This window comes from Allosalinactinospora lopnorensis, from assembly GCF_000981225.1.
Classification (GTDB): domain Bacteria; phylum Actinomycetota; class Actinomycetes; order Streptosporangiales; family Streptosporangiaceae; genus Allosalinactinospora; species Allosalinactinospora lopnorensis.
In genome coordinates this window covers 60,776-82,445 of sequence record NZ_LAJC01000013.1, presented here as the reverse complement: position 1 = coordinate 82,445, position 21,670 = coordinate 60,776, and the positions used below count along the sequence as shown (strand labels likewise).

Sequence of the window (21,670 nt, the reverse complement as noted above, 5' to 3'; positions counted from 1 at the left end):
GCCGGGAACCTCCCGGCCCGCAACCAGACTGCTCGGGAGGCAGCGCCCCGGAAAGGCCGGAGTTCGCGGCTGTGGACGGCCGGCGCCGGCGGCGGTGGCCGCGGGACGGCTATTCCGCCCCCAGGACGGTGTCGAGCAGGCGCAGGGCACCGGCTTTGCTCAGCGGATCGTTGCCGTTGCCGCACTTGGGCGACTGGATGCAGGACGGGCAGCCGTCTTTGCACTCGCAGGTGGCGATGGCTTCGCGGGTGGCGGTGAGCCAGTCCCGAGCGGCCGCGTAGCCTCGCTCGGCGAAGCCGGCGCCGCCCTCGTGTCCGTCGTAGACGAAGACGGTCAGCCGCCCGGTGTCGGCGTGCAGGGCGGTGGAGACACCGCCGATGTCCCACCGGTCGCAGGTGGCGAACAGCGGGAGCAGGCCGATGGCCGCGTGCTCCGCGGCGTGCGCCGCACCGCGGAGGTCGACGTTCTCCTTGAGCAGGCGCTCCGCGGCCTCGGGGGAGATCGTCCACCACACGGCACGCGAGTTCAGTGTCCGTTCCGGGAGGTCCAGCGGCTGTTCACCGAGCACGGCTCCGGTTCGGACGTCGCGCTTGAGATAGGCCACGACCTGCCGCGTGACCTCGACCTCACCGAAGTGGACGGTGCCCGGTGATCCCCACTCCTCCTCGTGCAGCGTGCGGCGGATCTCGATTTCGGTGACGTCGCGCGCCCAGGTGCTGTACCCGGGTTCGTCGCCGCGGACCAGGGCCACCCCCTCGTCCAGGTCGAGCTCGTCCACCACATACGTCGCCCCTTGGTGCAGGTAGACGGCCCCGGTGTGAACGCTCCCGTGTGCGGCCGCCTCGTCGACCGTGCCGAGGAGCTGCCCGCTCTCGATGTCGGCGATCTGCACCGGCGGCCCGCCCGTGCCCCGGATATCGGTCAGAGCACTGGCCCGGTCACGTCGTGTCCAGAACCAGCCGTGGGGCCGGCGGCGAAGCATCCTCCGCTCGACCAGTCCGGCCAGCACCTCCTCGGCCCCGGGGCCGAACAGCGCCAGATCCTCCTCGGTGAGCGGGATCTCCGAGGCCGCCGCGCACAGGTGCGGTTCCAGCACGTAGGGGTTGTCCGGATCGAGAACGGTGGCCTCCACCGATCGGCCGAAAATCGCCTCGGGATGGTGGACCAGGTAGGTGTCCAGCGGATCATCGCGTGCGACGAAGACCGCCACGGCGTCCTCGCCCCTGCGCCCCGCCCGGCCCGCCTGCTGCCAGAGCGACGCCCGGGTTCCGGGCCACCCGGCGATCAGCACGGCGTCCAGGCCGGTGATATCGACCCCGAGCTCCAGCGCGTTGGTGGTGGCCAAGCCGAGCAGCTCTCCGCTGCGAAGCGCCTCCTCCAGCCCGCGCCGGTCCGTCGCGAGGTACCCGGCCCGGTAGGCGGCCACCCGTCCGGCGAGATCCGCTCCTGCGCCGGCGCCGCCCTCGTGCACACCCGGATCCCGCTCCGGCCGCGCCGCCGGCCGCCCGTCCGCCTTGGTGTCGCTGAGCGCCCGCCGGGCCGACATGGCGACGACCTCCGCGCCTTGGCGCGACCGGACGAACGCCAGGGTGCGCACACCCGCCGCCGCGAAATCGGCGAGGATGTCGGCGACCTCGGCCGTCGCCGTCCGGCGCAGCGGAGCGCCGCGCTCGCCCACCTGGTCGGTGAGCTCGGGTTCGACCAGCGCGAAACTGAGCGCCGCTTTCGGGGAGGCGTCCTCGGTGACCGCCCGCACCGGCAGGCCGGTCAGTCTGGTCGCGCTCTCTTCGGGGCTTCCCGTGGTGGCCGAGGCCAGGATGAAAACCGGCTGGCTCCGGTAGCGGGCGCACACCCGCCGCAGCCGGCGCAGGACCTGCGCGACGTGCGAGCCGAAGACACCCCGGTAACGGTGCGTCTCGTCGATCACAATGTAGCGCAGCCGGCGCAGGAACCCCGCCCACGCCGCGTGCCGGCCGAGGATCGCATAGTGCAGCATGTCGGGGTTGGTGAGCACGTAGTTGGCGTGCGAGCGAATCCACGCCCGTTCCTCGCCGGGGGTATCGCCATCGTAGGTGGCGGCGCGCAGTCCGGGGATTCCCATCTCGGCCAGGGTTCTGCGCTGATCTGCTGCGAGCGCCTTGGCCGGGGAGAGGTACAGTACAGTTCCGCCCCCGGCGATCGCTTCGGCGCACGGCAGCAGGAAGGCCAGCGATTTCCCCGAAGCGGTACCGGTGGCTATGATCACATTATTGCCGGAGCGCGCGAGGTTCGCGGCGGCGGCTGGTGGGACCATGGAGTCGTGATTCCCAGATCGTCCAGGCGTTCCATCACGGGGGAGGGTGTCCAATCTGGCCAGTCTTCGCTTACCCCGTCGCCACGGGCCAGCCGCTCCACATGTGTCACCCGCGAGGTCCGGGTATCGTCACGCCACAACCGCTGGAGTGTCGACTCCCACAGATTCACTCGACACCCTCCTTGCAGAAACCGCGCTTCCAGGAACGGCAGCTTTGACGGTTTCAGTCTGGCATCTGGGGGAAGAGAGGCGCGGTGTCGTGGTTTCCTTGAGGAGAGCAGGGAGACGCAACCGGCAAGCGTGGTTGAATGCCGCCCTGTGGGGTAACGCCCGGCAGAGATCACTCGCGGTGTACCGCGGTTCGGCGCTGGAGGACTTGTGGACTTGAAGCTTGATCACTACACCGAGGACGACACCGAGATCGTCGTCGTTGAGGGTGAGATCGACGTCTATACCGCGCCACGGCTGCGTGAGCTCCTGATCGATCTGGTCAATAAAGGCAACGTCCACCTCGTTGTGAACATGGAGAAGGTGGAGTTCCTCGACTCGACGGGTCTCGGGGTGCTTGTGGGCGGCCTGAAGCGTGTACGTGCCCACGACGGCACGCTCGATCTCGTCTGCACCCAGGAGCGCATCCTGAAAATCTTCCGGATTACCGGCCTGACCAAAGTCTTTGGAATCTACGAGTCGGTGCAGGAAGCCATCGACAAGCGTAAGTCGAAGTAACGACGTAACGAGCGAGCGATGGCAATCGTCCAGCTCACGATCAGTGCGCTGCCCGCCCATGTACGAACGGCGCGGCTCATGGCCACCGCCGTGGCCCGCCGGGCGGGCATCGCCGAGTCCGCCCTTGACGAAGTTCGCCTGGCGGTCGGCGAGGCATGCTCCCGTGCGGTGGAGGCCCACCGGGTGCACTGCCCCGACCAGCCGATCCAGCTTGAACTGATCGACGGCACCGGTAAGCGTTCCCAGTCCGGAAGACAGTCTGAGGCACCGATCTCCACTCCGCCCAACGGGCGCAGAGCCCAGCGTTTCGAGGTCATCGTCTCGGACCGTGCTCCCGCCAAGGAGACGGGGACCGATCTCAACAGCAACGGCCCAGGTAACGCCGGCGCCTACCTGGACGACGAGGACGAGCACGGGGAAACGCCGCCGGACGGTGTCTCGGGGCTTTCCCCCGATGTGGGACTCGCCGTCATCGTCGGCCTGGCCGACGACGTCAGTATCGAGCCGCACGACAACGGAACAGTGGTGCGTATGAGCTGGCCCCTGGGGCGCAACGACGCCGACCCGGAGTCACCCATCTCGGTCGATTGACGACCCGCACACCACACGACGGGCGCCTTCCCCGAGGGGAAGGCGCCCGTCGCCGTTCAACCGGCGGCCTGCTACCGGGCCCCTCGAAGGAGAGAGCCGGTCCGCTCAGTCACACGACTGAGTCGACACCTGCTCGACCGCCGCGGCCCCGGTCTCGGCGTTCTCGGCCACCTCCTCAGCGGTGAGCACGTAGCCCGTCTCATCCTCACTGGTGGCGGCCGCGAACACGACCCCGTAGACGGTCCCGTCCGGAGACAGCAGCGGGCCGCCGGAGTTGCCGGGGCGAACAACCGCCCGCACCTGGTAGATATCCCGGCTGACCTGCTGCGAGTGGTAGAAATCGGGCCCTTGTGCGGTCTGCTCGGCGCGGACCCGCGCGGGCACCACGGTGAACCCTTCGTTCCGCGGGAAACCCGCGACGACGGCGTCGTCCCCCTTCTCCGCCTCAGGATCGAACTCCAGCGGCTCCAGGTCCATGTCGGGTACATCGAGCACCGCGATGTCCTGCTGCGGGTCGTACAGCACGACCGAGGCCTGTAGCTGCTGGCCCGATCGGGTGACCACCCGCAGGTCCTGCGTGACACCGGCGACGACGTGGGCGTTGGTCATGATGCGCCCGTCCTCGTAGGCGAACCCGGTCCCCTCGACCCGGCGCTGGCAGTCCGGTGCCGTTCCCAGGACCTTGACGACGCTCTCACTGGCCTCACGCAGTTCCGAGGTGGAGAGCACCTCGGGGTCGGGCGGCTCCACCTCGGCCGGATCCCCGGTGCCCAGACCGCTGAAGACCTGCGGGAAGGCGCTCTGGTCGACGATCTTGCGGAACGCGGAGAACCACGTGTGGGCGGTGTCGGGCATGAAGCGGTCGACTTCTTGCAGCACCCGCGACTGCTGCACCTGGCTGGTGACGACGGGGAGTGCCGAGTTGGCCACAGCGCTGCCGATGAGCCAGCCCACCAGGAGAACGGACAGCCCGCTGACCAGGGAACCGCCTATGGCGTCCAGAATGCGCGCGGAGTCCCAGGTGACCCGGTTGCGGACCAGGGCCCCGATGTAGGACGCGATGAACTGCCCCAGCGCTGCGGCCAGGAACACCACGGCGATCGCCAGCAGCGCCTGCTGGCCGGCGTTGCCCACGAAGTCTTGGATCAGCGGCGGAGCCCGAGAGCGGCGAGCACCCCTCCGCCGAGGAATCCCGCGAAGCTCAGGATCCCGACGATGAACCCCTGACGATAGCCGGACACGGCGAAAAGCAGCACGAGGACGACAAGGACCAGGTCCAGCACGTTCGCGTCCCTCCCTACGTTCTCCCGCGTTCCGGCGGCCCTGGAGGAACCGCGTCGACTGTTTCGCCGCTGCCGTCGAGCCAGGGACGTTCCCAGCCCCCCAAGACGAGCATCTGGTTCAGTATCCCGGCTGTGAAACCCCACACCAACATCCCGCGGACCCGGAACGCGGGACCGGTGGATCCGTCGGGATGCCGCGCCTGGAGGCGGTTGGCGGGCTCGGCCAGCTCGGTGACAGGGACCCGCACGACGGCGTCGATTTCGCCGCTGTCGGCGGCGTGCACCGCCGAGGGCGTACGCCACCAGGCCAGCACGGGAACGACCCGGAACCGGCTGCGGCGGATGTAGAGCTCGGGCAGCCGGCCCAGGAGCTCGATTCCGGCCGGGTCCAGCCCGGTCTCCTCCTCGGCCTCGCGGATCGCGGCGTCCTCGGGACCGGTGTCAGAGGCCTCGATGGAGCCGCCGGGGAACGCCGGTTGGCCGGAGTGCCGGCGTAGTCCGTTCTTCCGCTGGATGAGGAGGACATCGGGGCCGTGCTCGCCCTGTCCGAAGAGGATGAGGATCGCCGAGCGCCGCCCGCCGTGATCAGGGGGACGCAGCAGGCTCGGGACCGGCATCCGCCGCGCGGCCGCGGCCATGGAGGCCAGCCATTCGGGGGTCCCGATCTCCCGGTCCTTCGTGGTGTTCGCGTCCGGGGCACTCATGAGAACGGTCCGTTCCGAACGAGCTTGCGCGCCTCCTCCTCGTCGGCGGGGCCTTCACCGAACGAGGGACACCAGTGCGCCACGGCACAGACCCCGCAGGCGGGGCGGCGCGCGTGGCAGATGCGCCGGCCGTGCCAGATCATCCGATGGGACAGCATCGTCCAGTCCTTGGGAGGGAAGAGAGCGCCGACCTCGTGTTCCACTTTCACCGGGTCGGTGGCCTCGGTCCATCCGAACCTGCGTGCCAGCCGCCCGAAGTGGGTGTCCACGGTAATGCCTGGAACGCCGAAGGCGTTCCCCAGTACGACATTGGCGGTCTTGCGCCCCACCCCGGGGAGTTTCACCAGTTCGCCGAGGTTGCCGGGGACCTCACCGCCGTGATGCTCGCACAGCGCCTGGCCGAGTCCGATGATGCTGTTGGCCTTGGCCCGGTAGAACCCGGTCGAGCGGATGAACTCCTCCAGCTCCTCGCGGTCGGCGGCCGCGTAGTCCTCGGCGCTCCGGTAGCGGGCGAAGAGCTTCGGAGTCACCGCGTTCACGCGTTTGTCGGTGCACTGCGCGGACAGGATCGTTGCGACCAACAGCTCAAGCGGGCCGGTGAAATCAAGCTCACAGTGTGCGTCGGGATACAGCCGGATCAATTCCCTGTTCATCCGTCGGGCGCGTCTCACCAGAGCGAGACGCGACTCACCCGTGGGTGTATCGGGGTCGACGGTCACTTCGGGCGCTGCGGAGGAGTCGGATGTATCGCGAGGCACACCCCAAAGCCTACGTATCTCCGCACGTGCACGGTGAGCACTCAGTTGGAACGGAGCGGGAAGCAGAACGCCGATGACCGCAGGTTGAACCAATGCCTTAGGGAGATCACCGGGCCCGGAGCCGCACCGGAGCCCACTGCAACTAAAATCAGGAAATGCTGACGTCGGCTGTGGCGGACTGGTCGTCACCTGCAAGACAAGCCGAGGTAACGACCTGGTTTCACACTGGGGTGCGATATACGTCACACTGTTGACGGTCAGGCTGCAAGGAGGAAGTGGTGGACGAGACCAACGAGGTGCTGCGCAAGGCTCCTCTCTTCGAGGCTCTCGACGAGGAGGGCGCTGCCGCGCTGCGCGCCTCAGTGAGCGAGGTTCGCCTCGGCCGGGGACAGACGCTCTTCTCCGAAGGAGACGAGGGCGACCGGCTCTATGTGATCACAAGTGGAAAGGTCAAGCTGACCCGCACGGCCGTGGACGGCCGGGAGACGCTGCTGAGCGTGCTCGGCCCGAGCGAGATGTTCGGCGAGCTTTCGCTGTTCGACCCGCGCCCGCGGACGGCCAGCGCGGTCGCCGTGACCGACGCTGTGCTCGCCGGCTTGGGCCACGACGACCTACGGCCCTTCATAGCGGGCCAGCCCGGGGTCGCTATGCAGTTGCTCAAGTCGCTGGCGAACCGGTTGCGCCGAACCAATGACGTCATGGGAGACCTGGTCTTCACCGACGTCCCGGGACGGGTCGCCAAACAACTGCTCGACCTCGCCGACCGCTTCGGCAAGGAAGGCGAGGACGGTCTGCACGTGCACCACGATCTCACCCAGGAAGAGCTCGCCCAGCTCGTGGGCGCTTCGCGGGAGACCGTCAACAAAGCGCTCGCCGAGTTCGCACTGCGAGGATGGCTGCGGATCGAGGCCAAAGCCGTCGTGCTCCTCGACGTCGAGAGGATGCGCCGCCGCGCGCGCTGATCCCTGACAGACGCGACGGACGCCCGGGCCCGGCCACGCGCCGGGCTCGCTGCGTCCGCCCCTTAGAACCCCTCTTCCAGCCCCGCTGGGACGTCCCCCCGCTTCGCCAGGTACCGCACCTGCGCCCGAACGGAGGACTCGGCCGCAGGCCGCAGCTCCGGGTCGATGCCGACATAGACTCGGTCGATGATCTCGTCCGGAGTGCGGTCACCGGCCGCCACGGCCGCGATGACCTGGGACAGCCGCTCCTCGCGATGATCGATGTACTCGTTCACCTTCAGCAGCGGCTCGGTACAGATGGGGCCGTGCCCGGGAAGCAGGGCGCGTATCTCTGCCGTGCGGACCATGTGGCGCAGCCGGTACAGGGATTCCATATAGTCGGCCAGTCCTCCGTCGTCGGCGATCACCGCGGTCCCGCGGCCGAGCACGGTGTCGCCGGTGAGCATGACCGAATCAGCGGGCACGTGGAAGGACAGCGAGTCCGACGTGTGCCCGGGCGTTGCGATGACCTGCATCTCCAGTCCGTCCGCGCGCAGCCTCTCGCCGTCCCTCAGCGCCTCGCCGCCGATGCAGAGCTCCGGATCGAGCGCGCGCACCGGCGCCCCGGTGAGCTCGGAGAAGTAGCGCGCGCCACCGGTGTGGTCGGGGTGGTGGTGGCTCAGCAGCGCGACAGCGACCTGGGCGCCCTGCTCCTGCACGGTGCGGGCGACCCGTTCCAGGTGGCGCTCGTCGTCCGGACCGGGGTCGACCACGATCACGGCCCGCGCGCCCGGTTCGCGCAGCATCCAGGTGTTCGTGCCGTCGAGTGTCATGGGGCCGGGGTTGGGGCACAGCGCGCAGCTCGCGCGCAGAGTGCCTGAGCCGTCGATCCTCATCGCACCTCGTTTCGTTCCCCTACGCGGTGCCGCTCTGAGGCACCGCCCTTAGGCAGGGCGCCGGACCTCATAACGGATAGTCGACGCCGTCCGGAACAATGATCTGGAGCTGCCCGTCGACCTCCCGCAGCTCCGGTTCAATCGGGACGATCTCGCGCTCGGCGGCCATCACACTCTCCAGTGAACCGCAGGCCGCCAACTCCTTGCAGGTGGCCACCGTGGGCGGCAGCATCACCAGCTCACCGCGCCGCCATCCCTGTACGGCGTCGGCCGGGCGCATCCACGTGGCGAGGTCGGCCTCGTCGGCCTCCCCGTCGACCTCGCGTGTCTGCTGCCCCTCGGGGAGCACAGCGGCGAAGAAGCGGGTGTCATAGCGCCGGGGTTCCGCGCGCGGGGTGATCCACTGAGCCCACGCCCGCAGCAGGTCCGAACGCAGTACGAGGCCGCGCCGATTGAGGAACGCGGCGAAGGAGAGCGACCGGTCGATCAGGGAGCGCCGGTCGGCCTCCCAGTCCTCGCCTCGCGTGTCCGCGACGACCTCCGCGGCTGACGATCCGGCGAGCAGCACCCCCGTTTCCTCGAACGTCTCACGGACCGCCGCGCACACCAGCGCGCGGCCCAGCGGGACCGGGACGCCGAGCCGCGCGGCCCACAGCGAGGGGTGAGGGCCCGCCCACCAGGCCGGTGCGGAATCCTCACGGGGCGAACCGAGGTCGGTGTCGCGCTCGTCCACCCGTCCTCCCGGGAACACGTAGGCGCCGGGCGCGAACGACATCGACCGCGCTCTCCGCAAGAGGAGGACCCGCATCTCCTCCCGGCCGGCGCCCGAGGGGCCACCGTCCGCGCACAGCAGCATCACCGTGGCGGCGTGACGGGGCTCGGCGGGCTCGGCACCCCGGTTCGGTACGCCACCGTCGAAGGGATGTTCCATTGCCATGGGCGTCGCCCCTCCGTGCTGAGATGAACGGGCGCCATCGCCGGGCCGCGCCTTCGGCGCGGCCCGGCGATCCGCACATCAGCGTTTCTCAACCGACCTCGGCGATCATTTCCACCTCGACCGGGACGTCCAGCGGCAGCGCCGCAACGCCGACCGCACTGCGGGCGTGCACACCGGCGGACCCGAAGACCTCTCCAATCAGGTCGCTGGCGCCGTTGATGACCTGAGGCTGAGCGGTGAAGGTCGGGGCGCTGGCGACGAACCCGACGACCTTGACTACGCGGCGGACCGCCGACAGCTCGCCGACCTCGGCCTTGAGAGCGGCGATGCCGTTGAGAGCGCAGATCGCCGCCAGCTCCGCCGCCCGTTCCTGGGTGACCTCCGCCCCGACCTTGCCGGTGCCGGCGGCCGCGCCGTCGACCAGCGGGACCTGGCCCGAGACGTAGACGTGGTCACCGGACCGGACGGTCGGGGTGTAGGAGGCCAGCGGCTTGATCACCTCGGGCAGGGTCAGGCCGAGCCCCGCCAGTCGCTCCTCAGGGCTCGGCATCACTGCTTCTCGCGTTTCATGTAGGCGACCAGTTGCTGGTTGCGCGGGTCGCCATCGACAGAGGCCCCGGGATCACCGAGACGAGATCCCAGCCGTCCTCCCCCCAGTTGTCCAGAATCTGCTTCGTCGCGTGCGACAGCAGCGGCACGGTCGCATACTCCCACTTCGTCATGGGCGCCACCTTACTCACCATTTCCTTTCGTTGACCCGGATGCCCGGCGGAGAGGGAGTGCAGGCGCGCTCCGTACCCGAACACGCGAAGGCGCTCGGCGAATCGAGCGAGGTCACGACTACGACCATAGACTGCGTGAAGTGAGCGCACGTGATCGCGAGCGGGATGGTAACGGTGCCGTCGGCAGAAGTCGTCTCCATGTCGTTACGGGGAAAGGGGGCACCGGCAAGACGACCGTCGCCGCCTCCCTCGCCCTGGCCCTCGCATCCGGGGGCGGGCGGGTACTGCTGGTCGAGGTCGAGGGCCGCCAGGGAATCGCCCGGCTCTTCGACTGCCCACCGCTGCCGTACGAGGAGCGGAGGGTGGCCGTCGCCCCCGATGGCGGCGAGGTCTTCGCGCTGGCCGTCGACGCCGAGGCCGCCCTCCTGGAGTACCTCGAGATGTTCTACGGCATGCGCCGGGCCGGGCATGTGCTCACCCGGTTCGGGGCGGTGGACTTCGCGACGACCATCGCCCCGGGAATGCGTGACGTCCTCCTCACCGGAAAGGCCACCGAGGCGGTGCGCCGCAGGACCGGAAGCGACCGGCGGCGCGGCGGCAGGGGCGGCTCCCAGGGACCGTTCGTCTACGACGCCGTGGTGGTGGACGCCCCGCCGACCGGCCGGATCGCGCAGTTTCTGAGCGTCAGCGCCGAAGTGGCCGGACTGGCCCGAGTGGGACCGATCCGCAACCACGCCGACAAGGTCATGGAGACCATGCGCTCGCACGAGACCTCCGTGCACTTCGTGTCGGTACTCGAAGAGATGCCGGCCCAGGAGTGCCTGGACGGCATCGCCGATGTGCGGGGGGTCGGGCTGAACGTCGGCTCCGTCCTGATCAACATGGTCCGCGACCCACTGTTCGGTCCCCGGATACTGTCCGCCGCCGCCGAGGGGGACCTCGACATCGACACGCTCGCCCGTGGGCTCAAGGCCGCGATGCTGGAGAACCCCGAGCAGAAGAGCCGCCAACTGGCCGTCGAGATCACCGAGCACGCCCGCCGGATCCGGGTGGAGACCGCGATCCGGGAACGGCTGTCGGGAATCGAGTACCCGGTACGCGAACTTCCCCTCATCAGCGACGGGATCGACTTGGCGGGTCTTTATGACCTGGCCGAACTGCTGCGGGAACAGGGGATGACATGAATGGGACGCGCGCGGATCCCGCGCCCCGTGTAAGCCGGCCGGAGGGCACGACATGACCGCACCGCACCCGCCGCGGCCGAAGGCGCCGGCCTTCGATGTCGACGCGCTGCTCGACTCTCCCAGCACACGCATCATCGTGTGCTGCGGGTCCGGCGGTGTCGGCAAGACCACGAGCGCGGCCGCTCTCGGACTGCGCGCCGCCGAACGCGGCCGCGACACCGTCGTCATCACCGTCGACCCGGCCCGGCGGCTCGCGCAGTCGATGGGGCTGCGCAGACTCGACAACACGCCTCGCCCGGTGCCCCTCGCCTCCGGCGATGACGGCGCGCGGCAGCGTCCCCCGGGGACACTGCACGCGATGATGCTCGACATGAAGCGCACGTTCGACGAGATCGTCGAAGCGCACGCCGACCCCGAACGCGCCCGCCAGATCCTGGCCAACCCCTTCTACCAGTCGCTGTCCTCCAGCTTCTCCGGAACGCAGGAGTACATGGCCATGGAGAAGCTCGGGCAGCTGCGCCAGTCCGGCGACTGGGATCTGATCATCGTCGACACCCCGCCGAGCCGATCGGCGCTGGACTTCCTCGACGCACCGAAACGGCTCGGCAGATTCCTCGACGGCAGGCTCCTCAAGATCCTCAGCGCTCCGGCCAAGAGCGGTGCCTTCCGGCTGATCGGCGCCGGAGTCGGGATGGTCACCGGTGTTATCAGCAAGATCGTCGGTGCCCAGGTACTCAAGGACGTGCAGACCTTCGTCACAGCGTTCGACGCCGTGTTCGGGGGGTTCCAGGAGCGCGCGGAACAGACCTACCGGCTGCTGCAGGCCCCGGGCACCGCATTCGTCGTCGTCGCCGCTCCGGACCCCGACGCGCTCCGGGAGGCCTCCTACTTCATCGAACGGCTCAACGAAGACCGCATGCCCCTCGCGGGGGTCGTAGTCAACCGGACTCACCGCACAGCGGTACAGCAGCTCTCAGCGGCGCGCAGCCTCGCGGCGGCCGAAGCTCTGGATGAGTCCGGCGACCACGCACTCGCGGCCTCTGCTCTGCGGCTCCACGCCGAACGCACGCAGGTACAGGCCCGAGAGATCCGGCTGCGGGAACACCTCACCTCTGCCCACCCCGGCGTCCCCATCGTGGAGGTACCCGCGCGACCAGAGGATGTACACGACCTCGACGGCCTCCGGGAGATCGGCGAAGCGCTGGGAACCGGGGGGACTCGACAGGGCGCCGGCGGCGAGCGGGTCAGCGGGTGAGGGCGTCGTCGACGTCGGTGCTCTCCTGCTCGTACTCCTTGCGCGCGTTCTCCAGCAGGACGCGCCAAGACCTGACATCAGGCCTACGCCGCAATAGGGCGCGGCGTTCGCGTTCGGTCATCCCTCCCCAGACACCGAACTCGATCCGGTTGTCCAGCGCGTCGGCCAGGCACTCGGTGCGCACCGGACACCCCTTGCAGACGAGCTTCGCCCGGTTCTGCGCTGCTCCCTGCACGAAGAGCGCGTCGGGATCGGTTTCCCGACATACGGCCCGTGCAGTCCAATCTGTGATCCACATGATGCCCCACTCCCAAGATCAGCATGTGTGTGTTGTGCGTACAGCCGGCGGGCGCGGTCGCCGGCGCGGCAGCGAGGGCACACCCAACGGACCGACAGCGAAACCGGGCAACGGGTCCGCTCCTCCAGGGGGATCGACCGTTTCGGCGCTCTTTACTCCTCGCTTACCGCTGGTGACGAAACTACGGATCAGCGCGCATGACCAACAGGCCCCAATAGGCTCATTTCTGATATAGCCCGGGTGGGCCATTGAGACCCGAGAAACTAGTCATCAACCCCACACGGAGTGTGACGGAGCGCCCGCGGGCACCCCCTCTTTGTTAGCTACTTCACACCAACGGAAGTTGCCCGTGAGTCATCTGGTTACGGTGAGACCAAAAACGGGGAACACGGTACGTATCCGGCTCCTCCGGATCGCACGAATCGTTGCCCAATCCACGTAGTCTGATGGGGTGAGCCAGGGGACATTGCTGCAAAAAATCGGTCAGCTGGTTGGGGTCGGAGTCGTCGCGGGTGTACTGGTCGCCGCGCTTGCGCTGCCTGCGGTCGGTGGCGCCGGCATCACGGCGCGCAATGTCGCCACCGGGTTCCTCAGCATGCCCAGCGAACTGGAGACTCCACCACCTCCTCAGCGTTCAGTCATCTACGACCAAAACGAAGAAGTCATCGCGGAGATCTTCGACCAGAACCGGGAATTGGTCGAACTCGACGACATGGCGCCGGTGATGCAGGACGCCATCATCGCGATCGAGGACTCCCGATTCTACGAGCACGGGGGCATAGACATCTCCGGAACCTTCCGCGCCGCGCTTCGCACGGCCAGCGGAAACACGCAGGGCGGATCCTCGATCACCCAGCAGTATGTGAAGAACGTCCTGGTCGAGAGCGCCACGACGCAGGCCGAGCAGGAAGAGGCCCGCGAGGAGACGCTGTCGCGGAAGATCCGCGAGCTGCGCTACGCCCTCGCCCTCGAAAAGAGGATGACCAAGGCGGAGCTCCTCGAGGGATACCTCAACATCGCCTACTTCGGGGACGGCGCCTACGGCGTGGAGTCGGCCGCCCAGCACTTTTTCGGCGTCGGTGCCGATGAACTCGAACTCCACCAGGCCGCCATGCTCGCCGGCCTGGTCCGCTACCCCTACCTGTACAACCCCAGCCTGAACCCCGAGAACGCGGAGAAGCGCCGCAGCGTGGTCCTCGACGCCATGGTGCACAACGAGGCGATCACCCAGAAAGAGGCCGAGGAAGCCAAGGAGAAGGACCTCGGGCTCGACGTCAGCGATCCCAGCAACGGGTGTGTGCCCAGTAAGCAGCCCTTCTTCTGCGACTACGTGGTACAGGAGATCGAGAAGAGCAAGCAGTTCGGTGACAACGAGACTGAACGGGCCCGCTGGCTGCGGACGGCCGGCCTGAAGATCCACACGACCCTTGACGCGGACATGCAGAAGGCGGCCCAGAAGGCGGTCGACAAGTGGGTTCCGCGCGACAACAAGTCGCGCAAGGTCGCGGCCGAGGTGCTCGTCGAACCGGGGAGCGGCGAGATCCGGGCCATGGCCCAGAGTCGGGATTACGGTCCCGAGGAGGACAAGATCGGCGAGACGTCGATCAACTTCACAACGAGTGCCGACCGCGGCGGGAGCACCGGCTTCCAGGCAGGCTCGACGTTCAAGGCGTTCACCCTGGCCGCTGCCCTGGACCAGGGCAAGGGGTTCAACACCTCCTTCGGAGGGGGCGGATCCACCACGATCACCGGACAGCGGAACTGCGACAACGGGCGGCTCCCCCCGTGGAACGTCAGCAACGCCGGTGAGAGCGACGGCGGCAACTACACCATGATCACCGGGACCCAGCAGTCGGCGAACACCTACTTCGCCCAACTGCAGGCCGACGTGGGACTGTGCGAGACCATCAAGATGGCGGAGACGCTCGGGCTGAAGCGGGGCGACGGCACCGGGTTCGACAACCCCAACACCCAGGCCAACAACTCCTTCACCCTGGGCAGCGAAGAGGTCGCGCCACTGGACGTGGTCAGCGCCTACGCGACGTTCGCCTCCGGCGGCACCTACTGCGAGCCGCAGGCCATCACCTCGATCGAGGACCGGCAGGCGGGCAAGACGATCGAGATCGACAACAAGTGCGAGCGCGTGATCGACGAGGACGTCGCCGACGGCGTCAGCTACCTGCTGCAGCAGACGTTCGACGGCGGCACCACCAACGGACTGGAGATCGGGCGCCCGGCCGCCGCCAAGACCGGCTCCACCGACGGCACCGCCGCCGCCTGGCTGGCCGGCTTCACCCCGAACCTCGCCGGAACCGTCTTCGTCGGCGACCCGCGCGGGCCGCAGGAGCACCCGCTGCGCAACGTCACGCTCGGCGGACGGCACTACAGCCAGGTCTACGGTGCGACGATTCCCGGACCGATCTGGAAGGAGACGATGCGCGAGGCCGTGAAGGACCTTCCCGAGAAGGACTTCCCCAAGGCGCCGTCGAAGTTCAAAGGCAGGTCCGGAGCGTCGGACGCGAGCCCGGCCAGCGTCGAGGGCGGTGTCCCCAATGTCGTCGGGCGGTCCGAGAACGCGGCGGTGAGCGAACTCGAAGAGGCGGGGTTCCAGGTGAGCGTCTCCTCGACCCGGATCCGTTCCAACCAGGACGAGGACACCGTGGCCGCGGTCAACCCCGACCCGGGGACCGACCTTCCCGAAGGCGCGACGGTGAACGTGTTCCTCAGTAACGGGGCGAGCGGCAACACCAACCGTTCCGCGGGCGGACTCGAATGGTGACCGGCGGAGCCGCCCGCAGCGGCGGCTGACCGCCGCGAGGATCAGCGGCAGCGGCGCGGGACCGGAACACTCCGGTCCCGCGCCGCTGCCGCCGCACCGGTCGGCCTCATCAGGCGGAGAGCTGCCGGCGGGCCTCCGCGGCCACCCGGCTCCCCTCGGCACGCCCGGCGACTTTCGGGGTGACGGCCTTCATGACCCGCCCCATTCCCTTGACGTCGTTCGCCCCGGTCTCGGCGACGGCCGCGGCGACCAGGTCGGCCAGCTCGGAATCGGTGAGCTGCGCCGGGAGGTACCCGGCGAGCACCTCCCCTTCGGCCCGCTCCTCCTCGGCCTTGTCGGCGCGACCGCCCTTCTCGAACGCCTCGGCCGCCTCCCGGCGCTTCTTCGCCTCGCGCGTGATCAGCTTGATGATCTCGTCGTCGCTGAGCTCGCGCGCGGATTCGCCGGCGACCTCCTCAGCGGACACGGCGGTGAGCACCATGCGCAGGGTACGGGTGCGAAGGGCATCGCGCGCCTTCATGGCGTCGGTGAGGTCGGTTTGCAGGCGGTCTTTGAGTTCGGACATGGCAGGATCATATGGTTTCCGGATCCGAGTCACCGAAGACTTTTCCCACGCATGCCGACCTCGGGCCGGTCCGCGCCCGGACGGCGCCTGTGGACGACGGTCCTAGGCATCCCAGGATTCTGGCACCATCGGTAGCTGGAGGTTCGGTGAGTGTGAACACGGTACGAAAGAGCCTGCGCGCGGCGGCCACGGCCGCTGCCGTCACAGGAGCCCTTGGGGTCGCCGGGATCGGTTACGCGTCGATCATCGAACGGAACTGGTTCCGGCTGCGGCGCTACGAGATCCCGCTGCTTCCGCCGGGAACCCCGCGCCTGCGCGTCCTGCACCTGTCCGACGCCCACCTCACGCCGGGCCGCCGGATGCTCCTCGACTGGATCCGCGGGCTCGACGCCTACGAGCCCGATCTCGTCGTCAACACCGGCGACTCGCTGGCCCACGAACGCGCCGTCGAGCCCTTCATCCACGCGCTCGGACCATTGCTGGACCGCCCCGGCGTGTTCGTCTACGGCTCCAACGACCTGTTCTCGCCCCAGTTCAAGAACCCCGCGCGCTACCTCTGGCGAAGCAGCCGAGAGGACTACAACAAGCGCAAGACTCCCGATCTGCCCTGGCGCGAACTGGGTGCGGCGATGACCGCATCGGGGTGGTTGGACCTGAACAACCGCGCCGAACGGTTGAAGGCCGGAGGACTGGACGTCGCCGCGGCGGGGGTTCACGACTCACACATCGGACTGGACCGCTACGACAGGATCGCGGGTCCGACCGATCCCGACGCTGACCTCCGCTTGGGGGTGATGCACTCTCCCGAGCCCGCAAACCTCGACCGGTTCACCGCCGACGGCTACCGGCTGCTCCTCGCGGGGCACACCCACGGCGGGCAGCTCTGCCTGCCCTATTACGGCACCCTCGTCACCAACTGCGGGATCGACCGTCGGCGGGCCTGGGGGCTGAGCCGCTACGGCGCATCCTGGCTGCACGTGTCCGGAGGCCTTGGCACCTCCCCCTACGCGCCGGTGCGCTTCTGCTGCCGTCCTGAGGCGAGTCTGCTCGACCTGGTGGCGGCCGCCGAGCGGTGAACGCGCCGCCCCCTCGGGTGCCGCCGTCCCCGCGAAGCAGACCGCCCTTCCATCCGCGCTATCCGCAGTGCGAGCACTCCCCAGTGTCCGCTAGACTGTTGATCGCTGCACCGGGGTGTAGCGCAGCTTGGCAGCGCGCTTCGTTCGGGACGAAGAGGCCGTGGGTTCAAATCCCGCCACCCCGACCAGAGAACCGGAACGGTTCCGTAGCAGGTGCGAGGGGCCACCGCCCGGGAACTAGGACTTCTCGGGAGGTGGCCCTTTCTCATGCCCGTGCGTCACACGCGCGTCATCCCGTGCTGTTCCTGCGTCGCCACGCGTCACGCACCGACCGCCTTCACACGGCCCGCGTCCATGGCGGCGGCGACCTCGTGCCTGCCGAGCACGGTCGAGTTGTGCGCGGCGTTGTGAGGCTTCGCCGACCGCGCGCAGTAGGCGCTGCTCGCGGGGGGCACCCGCGCGCCTCAGTCAGCCGATCCACATGCCGCTGTTGGACGTTTGACACAACGGCGTGGCATTCGGCGATGTCCTTGGTCAGGTAATTCGCCGGGTAGCGGACACACCGTGTCCTGAGAACCAGAAACCCGGCTCTACAGAACCCGGCGCACCAAAGGCAATGGCCTGCGGAAGCAGAACCCCCGCGCTCTCCCGGAGGCCGTGGAGAGGCGGGGATGGCGAGCCGCTGGGGTTACCGGAAGCGGAACCCTGTGGTGAGGCCACGTGGGAGGCCCACTCTCCGGCGGGGAGCTTGCTCTTGCCGGTGTGCTGGACCCGTCCGACGCGGAGCACGCCGCCGTTGAGCCGGATCGAGAAGCCCTCGTCGTCGATGTCGAGAACCTGCCCGGGCATGCCGGGACGCTGCTCTCCGGTGAGACGGCAGTCGAAGAACCGCAGCTTCTCCTCATTGAAGAGGGTCCACGCGCCCGGCCGGGGGTCACAGCCCCGGATCAGGTCGTAGACCACCTGCGCGGGGCGGTGCCAGTGGATCTCGGCGTGCTGGTCGCGGCATCCGGGCTCGAACGTCGCGACAGCGTGGTCCTGCTCGGCGCGCGGCGCCTCCCCCGCCGCCACCAGTGACACCGCCTCGGACATGGCGTCCACCCCCATGGGGAAGAGGTGGTTGAAGTAGAGGCTGCCCACGGTGTCGTCGGGACCGATCTCGCACCGCTTACGCAGCAGGATCGGGCCGGTGTCGATGCCCTTGTCCGGCCAGAAGATGCTCAGGCCGGTCTCCTTCTCCCCATTGATGACGGCCCAGTTGATCGCCGACTTGCCGCGATGCAACGGCAGCAGGCTGGGGTGGTACTGCGCCGTTCCGTGCTCGGGCAGCGTGAACACCTCGTCCGGTAGGAACTCGGTGACGAACGCCATGAGGCAGAAGTCGGCCTCGAACTCCTTCCACTTCACGAGGCCGTCTGGCTCTTTCAGGCTGGTGGTCGAGACCCGCGGGATGTCGTTCGCCTCACTCGCGGACCAGAGCGGGTCGACCCGGCCGTTACTGGTCGGCTCCGGTGCCGCGACACCGGCAACGGTCACGCCATCGTCCCGCAGCCGCCGGAACACTGCCTCTCCGAAGGCCGCCTGCCCGATAATGGCAACACGCATATATCACTCCCGGCTGACGTTTCCGTGGATTCCTCCCGACTTCACCCCTTCGGCAAGGTATCGGACCGGTCCGGATTCGCTACCACTGCCTGGGGGATAACGGGGTGCTCCGCTCGCTGGACGGGGGCAGCCGGTCGTGCGCGCGAGCGCCCCACCGATCGCGGCAGCCGTGGCGCCCTCGCCGTGGTTCCGGCTCAACGAGGCCGGTGGAAGGAGGCCGAGAACCTCTCCGGTGAACCCGCCTCCCAGCAGGGGAGCAGCAGTGGCAGCAACGCCACCTGACGCCGCCTGATCGGAACGGCCTTCAGTGGGCTCCGGTCCCAGCACGGCAGGCGTCTACGGCGACCCCTGGTCGAACTGATAAGGGGTGAGGCCCATGCCCGGTGGGCCGCGTCTGGGGCACCGACGACGCTGTCGAAGCCGCGCGCGGCCGGGGCGTGCCCGTCGACGTCATATGGTCCGAGGGCGCACGCCGCGCGTGAGGGCGGCGTTCCCGCCCGGAACCGGTACCTCCACTCGCGGGGAGACTTCCATGGTGAGTGGAAGGGGCGCTGATCAGGCGTTGGAGCCGCCCGTATCGTGTGTGACCCGGATCTTGGACTGGCCGTGCGGGAGGCGTTCCCAATCGTCCATGGCCCGCGCCTTGAGCCCGTGTTTCTCGGCCAGGGCGACCAGTGTCTCGGTGCGGTAGTAGAAGTCCTCTCGCAGAACGTGGTGTTCCTCGCGGTCGGTGCGGTCGTAGGTGAAGTCGAACCAGCCGTCCGGTGTCATGATGCGGCCGACATGGGCCAGGCACTCGTCGATCACCGACAGCGGCGAGTGCGAGAAGACGCTGTGCGCGTGCACCACCCTGAAGTACGCGTCCGGGAGGAAGGCGAAGGTGAGGTCGCGCACCGGGGTCAGCTGCGGCGTCTTCTCCCGCAGTTTGTGCCGGACGATGGTGTCCTGCGCCGCGAAGAGGATGTCCGGGGAGATGTCGATGCCGTAGTAGTTCCCCGTGTCGAGGTACTCGATGAAGCGCCACCCGGCACGGAGGTTGCCGCAGCCTATCTCCAGCATCCTGTCCTCCGGAGCCAGCCCGTGTCCGACCAGGTAGTCGAACTGCATGGCCCCGAGGGCCAGCCACCGGTCGTGGCTCTTGCTGCCGACCGCCGCCTCCGGGTTCTTCGCGGTGTCCGACCTCATCACCGCTCGGTAGTAGGAGACGTGGTCAGGGGAGCGAAACCACAACCATGCGTCGCGCCCGGCCCGGCGGAGGTATCCGGGTACCCGCCCCGGATAGCGCATGGCGTACCGGAGCCGGTGAGTCAGGGTGGACCTGTTCACCGTCACTTTCTTCTGCGGCATTGTGCTAGTTCCTTCGGGTGCTCATAAAACGACCACATCAAGCGCCGACCGGAGACACCGCACTCGGCCGGAGCGCGGAACGGTGATATGGGTCGCGTCCCCGTATCAAGCCAGCGCGCCCTGAAACGACGGTATCGCAAGGGATCGGGACTCGCCGGGCATCACCGTTCTGCACACTTGCGTACACAGATCGCCCGCGGCCGCGTGACGCGGCCGCGGGCGATCCTCCCGCAGGTCAGGCCGGCTTGATGTTGTGGTTGCGGTGGAAGACGTTGTCCGGGTCGTACCGCCTCTTGACAGCGGCCAGACGCCGGTAGTTGTCCGCTCCGAACGCCGAGAGGATCCGCTGCTCCCCCTCATCGCCGATGAAGTTCAGGTAGACATCGCCCGTCGACCACCGGCGCATGTCGGCGCGGATACCGCGCGCCCACGCCCGGCCGCGTTCGTCGTCCGCGGCGTTCTCCCACAATCCGAAGGGGTGCACACACCAAGGGGCCTGCCGCCACGGCACCGGGTAGTCGGTCCCCGCTGCGGCTACGGCTCCCCCTGCGGGAACAGTACATGCTGCGACGCTGAAGGCACGATCATCCGGTCCGCGCTGGCGCAGAAGGCGTCGACGGCCTCGTCCGGGAACGAGGCGAGGTACTCCGCGGACCAGTAGTTGCGCAGGCCCGGCGGGTCGTCGAGCATGCACTGCAGCTCGGCGTAGGGCATCTCGGCGATCAGTTCCCCTTCGTGACCGAGTTCCAGCATCGGCCGTATGACCTCGCGGGCGGCCTCCTCCCCGCCGGTGTAGGTCACCAGGACCGCGCACGCCAGTTCTCCGACCAGGTGCTCGGGCACGAACTCGTCGGGCGCTCCGGTGAGGTAGAGGACACCTCCGCCCACCTCGTCCGGCGCCTGTGCCATGAAGTCCCGGAAGGCGCGCACGACCTCGGGGCCCACTTCCTCCCTCCACAGCAGGAGGGCCGCGGTCACCGACGCCAGCGGGTACAGCCGGAGGGCGAGTGACGTGACCACCCCGAAATTGCCGCCGCCGCCATGCAGCGCCCAGAACAGCTCGGGATTCTCGTCGGCCGACGCGCGCACGAGCTCGCCCTCCGCTGTCACCAGATCGGCCGAGAGCAGGTTGTCGCAGGCGAGACCGAACTTGCGGTCGAGCCACCCTGTTCCACCGCCGAGTACGAGGCCGGCGACGCCGGTCGTGGACACCCGGCCGCCGGTGGTCACCAGGCCGAAGGGTTCGGTCGCACGGTCCAGGTGGCTCATCGTGGCACCGCCGCCCACCTGAGCGGTCCGCGCGTCGGGGTCCACGGTCACCGTGTTCATCCGGCGCAGGTCGATGACGAGTCCCCCGCTGGTCAGCCCCATGCCCGCGACACTGTGCCCGCCGCCGCGAACGGCGATCTCGAGATCGTGCTCACGTCCGAACCTGACCGCCTGTACGACGTCCTCGACCGTCTCGCACTGGACGATGACGCCCGGCCGATCCTCGATCATCGCGTTGAAGATCGCGCGCGCCTCGTCATACGCCGGATCGGTCTCCTCGATGACGCTCCCCCCGAAACCCGATGACCGGAACTCGGCCAGTGGTTTCGCGAGCCTTGAAGTACCGTCGATCTGTGCCATGCCGCTCCCCCGTCCTCGACCGGGCAGGACCGAAAGGGTGCACCCCTCGGCCCGCGCCGGGGCCCGCCGTGGTCCAGGACC

Annotated in this window: 19 protein-coding genes, 1 tRNA gene and 3 pseudogenes; 8 read left to right on the top strand and 15 right to left on the bottom strand. The window is 68.6% G+C overall.

Annotated elements, in window-relative coordinates; all coding sequences use genetic code 11:
• Positions 1–109 precede the first annotated feature (109 nt).
• Positions 110–2,403 (bottom strand): annotated as a pseudogene (locus tag VS93_RS07150) (DEAD/DEAH box helicase).
• Between the two features lie 268 nt (positions 2,404–2,671).
• On the opposite strand from VS93_RS07150, the gene VS93_RS07145 reads away from it, so the two are divergent.
• Together VS93_RS07145 and VS93_RS07140 are read left to right on the top strand one after the other, a co-directional pair.
• Positions 2,672–3,019, top strand: coding sequence for an STAS domain-containing protein (locus tag VS93_RS07145; RefSeq protein ID WP_046469214.1), 348 nt, complete (start codon positions 2,672–2,674; stop codon positions 3,017–3,019).
• A gap of 18 nt (positions 3,020–3,037) precedes the next feature.
• Positions 3,038–3,610, top strand: a complete 573-nt coding sequence (locus VS93_RS07140) for an ATP-binding protein (protein ID WP_046469213.1) — start codon at positions 3,038–3,040, stop codon at positions 3,608–3,610.
• A gap of 105 nt (positions 3,611–3,715) precedes the next feature.
• Here VS93_RS07140 and VS93_RS07135 read toward each other — a convergent pair.
• The 3 genes and pseudogenes from VS93_RS07135 to nth form a co-directional block, all read right to left on the bottom strand.
• Positions 3,716–4,893: pseudogene (locus VS93_RS07135) on the bottom strand (MarP family serine protease).
• 14 nt (positions 4,894–4,907) lie between these two features.
• Positions 4,908–5,597 (bottom strand): NUDIX hydrolase, encoded by a 690-nt coding sequence (locus tag VS93_RS07130; RefSeq protein ID WP_046469212.1) that lies wholly within the window; start codon positions 5,595–5,597, stop codon positions 4,908–4,910.
• Positions 5,594–6,250 (bottom strand): endonuclease III, encoded by a 657-nt coding sequence (nth, locus tag VS93_RS07125; protein WP_046469211.1) that lies wholly within the window; start codon positions 6,248–6,250, stop codon positions 5,594–5,596. The genes VS93_RS07130 and nth overlap by 4 nt, the downstream gene beginning before the upstream one ends.
• 380 nt (positions 6,251–6,630) lie before the next feature.
• Here nth and VS93_RS07120 point away from each other — a divergent pair, with 380 nt between their 5' ends.
• Positions 6,631–7,317: a Crp/Fnr family transcriptional regulator gene (locus tag VS93_RS07120; RefSeq protein ID WP_173434276.1), complete on the top strand. Its 687-nt coding sequence runs from the start codon at positions 6,631–6,633 to the stop codon at positions 7,315–7,317.
• A gap of 62 nt (positions 7,318–7,379) precedes the next feature.
• Here the strand turns inward: VS93_RS07120 and VS93_RS07115 are convergent, their stop codons facing one another.
• From VS93_RS07115 to VS93_RS27730, 4 genes and pseudogenes are all read right to left on the bottom strand, one after another.
• Positions 7,380–8,192, bottom strand: a complete 813-nt coding sequence (locus VS93_RS07115; protein WP_046469209.1) for an MBL fold metallo-hydrolase — start codon at positions 8,190–8,192, stop codon at positions 7,380–7,382.
• Positions 8,193–8,259: 67 nt separating this feature from the next.
• On the bottom strand, positions 8,260–9,129 hold the full coding sequence (locus tag VS93_RS07110; RefSeq protein WP_156184709.1) for an NUDIX hydrolase: 870 nt from the start codon (positions 9,127–9,129) through the stop codon (positions 8,260–8,262).
• An 88-nt stretch (positions 9,130–9,217) separates the two neighbouring features.
• A complete protein-coding gene (locus tag VS93_RS07105) occupies positions 9,218–9,679 on the bottom strand; it encodes a RidA family protein (RefSeq protein ID WP_046469207.1) in 462 nt (153 codons plus the stop codon).
• Positions 9,679–9,851: pseudogene (locus VS93_RS27730) on the bottom strand (DUF4177 domain-containing protein). Before VS93_RS27730 ends, VS93_RS07105 begins: the two are co-directional and overlap by 1 nt.
• Before the next feature lie 140 nt (positions 9,852–9,991).
• Between VS93_RS27730 and VS93_RS07100 the strand changes: the two are divergent.
• Both VS93_RS07100 and VS93_RS07095 read left to right on the top strand, forming a co-directional pair.
• On the top strand, positions 9,992–11,035 hold the full coding sequence (locus VS93_RS07100; RefSeq protein WP_046469206.1) for an ArsA-related P-loop ATPase: 1,044 nt from the start codon (positions 9,992–9,994) through the stop codon (positions 11,033–11,035).
• A 52-nt stretch (positions 11,036–11,087) separates the two neighbouring features.
• Positions 11,088–12,290 carry an ArsA family ATPase gene (locus VS93_RS07095; protein ID WP_046469205.1) on the top strand — a complete coding sequence of 401 codons (1,203 nt, stop codon included), beginning with the start codon at positions 11,088–11,090 and terminating at the stop codon, positions 12,288–12,290.
• On the opposite strand, the gene VS93_RS07090 is transcribed toward VS93_RS07095, so the two are convergent.
• A complete protein-coding gene (locus VS93_RS07090; RefSeq protein ID WP_046469204.1) occupies positions 12,280–12,588 on the bottom strand; it encodes a WhiB family transcriptional regulator in 309 nt (102 codons plus the stop codon). The two genes, VS93_RS07095 and VS93_RS07090, sit on opposite strands and share 11 nt — an antisense overlap.
• Positions 12,589–13,054: 466 nt before the next feature.
• On the opposite strand from VS93_RS07090, the gene VS93_RS07085 reads away from it, so the two are divergent.
• Complete coding sequence (locus VS93_RS07085; RefSeq protein ID WP_046469203.1) at positions 13,055–15,367, top strand: penicillin-binding protein; 2,313 nt, start codon at positions 13,055–13,057, stop codon at positions 15,365–15,367.
• A 109-nt stretch (positions 15,368–15,476) separates the two neighbouring features.
• Here VS93_RS07085 and VS93_RS07080 read toward each other — a convergent pair whose 3' ends face one another.
• Positions 15,477–15,932, bottom strand: a complete 456-nt coding sequence (locus VS93_RS07080; RefSeq protein ID WP_046469202.1) for a GatB/YqeY domain-containing protein — start codon at positions 15,930–15,932, stop codon at positions 15,477–15,479.
• Positions 15,933–16,084: 152 nt separating this feature from the next.
• Between VS93_RS07080 and VS93_RS07075 the strand changes: the two genes are divergently transcribed.
• Positions 16,085–17,008, top strand: a complete 924-nt coding sequence (locus VS93_RS07075; RefSeq protein WP_046469233.1) for a metallophosphoesterase — start codon at positions 16,085–16,087, stop codon at positions 17,006–17,008.
• Between the two features lie 111 nt (positions 17,009–17,119).
• Positions 17,120–17,196, top strand: a tRNA-Pro gene (locus VS93_RS07070).
• Positions 17,197–17,328: 132 nt separating this feature from the next.
• Here the strand turns inward: VS93_RS07070 and VS93_RS32435 are convergent.
• From VS93_RS32435 to VS93_RS07055, 5 genes are all read right to left on the bottom strand, one after another.
• A complete protein-coding gene (locus tag VS93_RS32435) occupies positions 17,329–17,463 on the bottom strand; it encodes a hypothetical protein (protein WP_269082810.1) in 135 nt (44 codons plus the stop codon).
• A 79-nt stretch (positions 17,464–17,542) separates the two neighbouring features.
• The gene (locus tag VS93_RS07065) at positions 17,543–18,613 is read right to left on the bottom strand and encodes a methionyl-tRNA formyltransferase (protein WP_052745574.1); all 1,071 of its coding nucleotides are present in this window, start codon (positions 18,611–18,613) and stop codon (positions 17,543–17,545) included.
• A gap of 555 nt (positions 18,614–19,168) precedes the next feature.
• Positions 19,169–19,960, bottom strand: a complete 792-nt coding sequence (locus VS93_RS07060) for a class I SAM-dependent methyltransferase (protein WP_046469201.1) — start codon at positions 19,958–19,960, stop codon at positions 19,169–19,171.
• A gap of 235 nt (positions 19,961–20,195) precedes the next feature.
• Positions 20,196–20,444 (bottom strand): BBE domain-containing protein, encoded by a 249-nt coding sequence (locus VS93_RS31155; protein WP_236700386.1) that lies wholly within the window; start codon positions 20,442–20,444, stop codon positions 20,196–20,198.
• Between the two features lie 50 nt (positions 20,445–20,494).
• Positions 20,495–21,589 carry an FAD-binding oxidoreductase gene (locus VS93_RS07055; RefSeq protein ID WP_236700385.1) on the bottom strand — a complete coding sequence of 365 codons (1,095 nt, stop codon included), beginning with the start codon at positions 21,587–21,589 and terminating at the stop codon, positions 20,495–20,497.
• Positions 21,590–21,670 lie beyond the last annotated feature (81 nt).

What these genes read in the sequence shown, in the direction of transcription:
- VS93_RS07140 (WP_046469213.1), top strand. Translation starts at nt 3,038, where the DNA reads ATGGCAATCGTCCAGCTCACGATCAGTGCGCTGCCCGCCCATGTACGA.
- VS93_RS07130 (WP_046469212.1), bottom strand. Translation starts at nt 5,597, where the DNA reads ATGAGTGCCCCGGACGCGAACACCACGAAGGACCGGGAGATCGGGACC.
- nth (WP_046469211.1), bottom strand. Translation starts at nt 6,250, where the DNA reads ATGAACAGGGAATTGATCCGGCTGTATCCCGACGCACACTGTGAGCTT.
- VS93_RS07115 (WP_046469209.1), bottom strand. Translation starts at nt 8,192, where the DNA reads ATGAGGATCGACGGCTCAGGCACTCTGCGCGCGAGCTGCGCGCTGTGC.
- VS93_RS07110 (WP_156184709.1), bottom strand. Translation starts at nt 9,129, where the DNA reads ATGGCAATGGAACATCCCTTCGACGGTGGCGTACCGAACCGGGGTGCC.
- VS93_RS07105 (WP_046469207.1), bottom strand. Translation starts at nt 9,679, where the DNA reads ATGCCGAGCCCTGAGGAGCGACTGGCGGGGCTCGGCCTGACCCTGCCC.
- VS93_RS07095 (WP_046469205.1), top strand. Translation starts at nt 11,088, where the DNA reads ATGACCGCACCGCACCCGCCGCGGCCGAAGGCGCCGGCCTTCGATGTC.
- VS93_RS07090 (WP_046469204.1), bottom strand. Translation starts at nt 12,588, where the DNA reads ATGTGGATCACAGATTGGACTGCACGGGCCGTATGTCGGGAAACCGAT.
- VS93_RS07080 (WP_046469202.1), bottom strand. Translation starts at nt 15,932, where the DNA reads ATGTCCGAACTCAAAGACCGCCTGCAAACCGACCTCACCGACGCCATG.
- VS93_RS07065 (WP_052745574.1), bottom strand. Translation starts at nt 18,613, where the DNA reads ATGCGTGTTGCCATTATCGGGCAGGCGGCCTTCGGAGAGGCAGTGTTC.
- VS93_RS07060 (WP_046469201.1), bottom strand. Translation starts at nt 19,960, where the DNA reads ATGCCGCAGAAGAAAGTGACGGTGAACAGGTCCACCCTGACTCACCGG.
- VS93_RS07055 (WP_236700385.1), bottom strand. Translation starts at nt 21,589, where the DNA reads ATGGCACAGATCGACGGTACTTCAAGGCTCGCGAAACCACTGGCCGAG.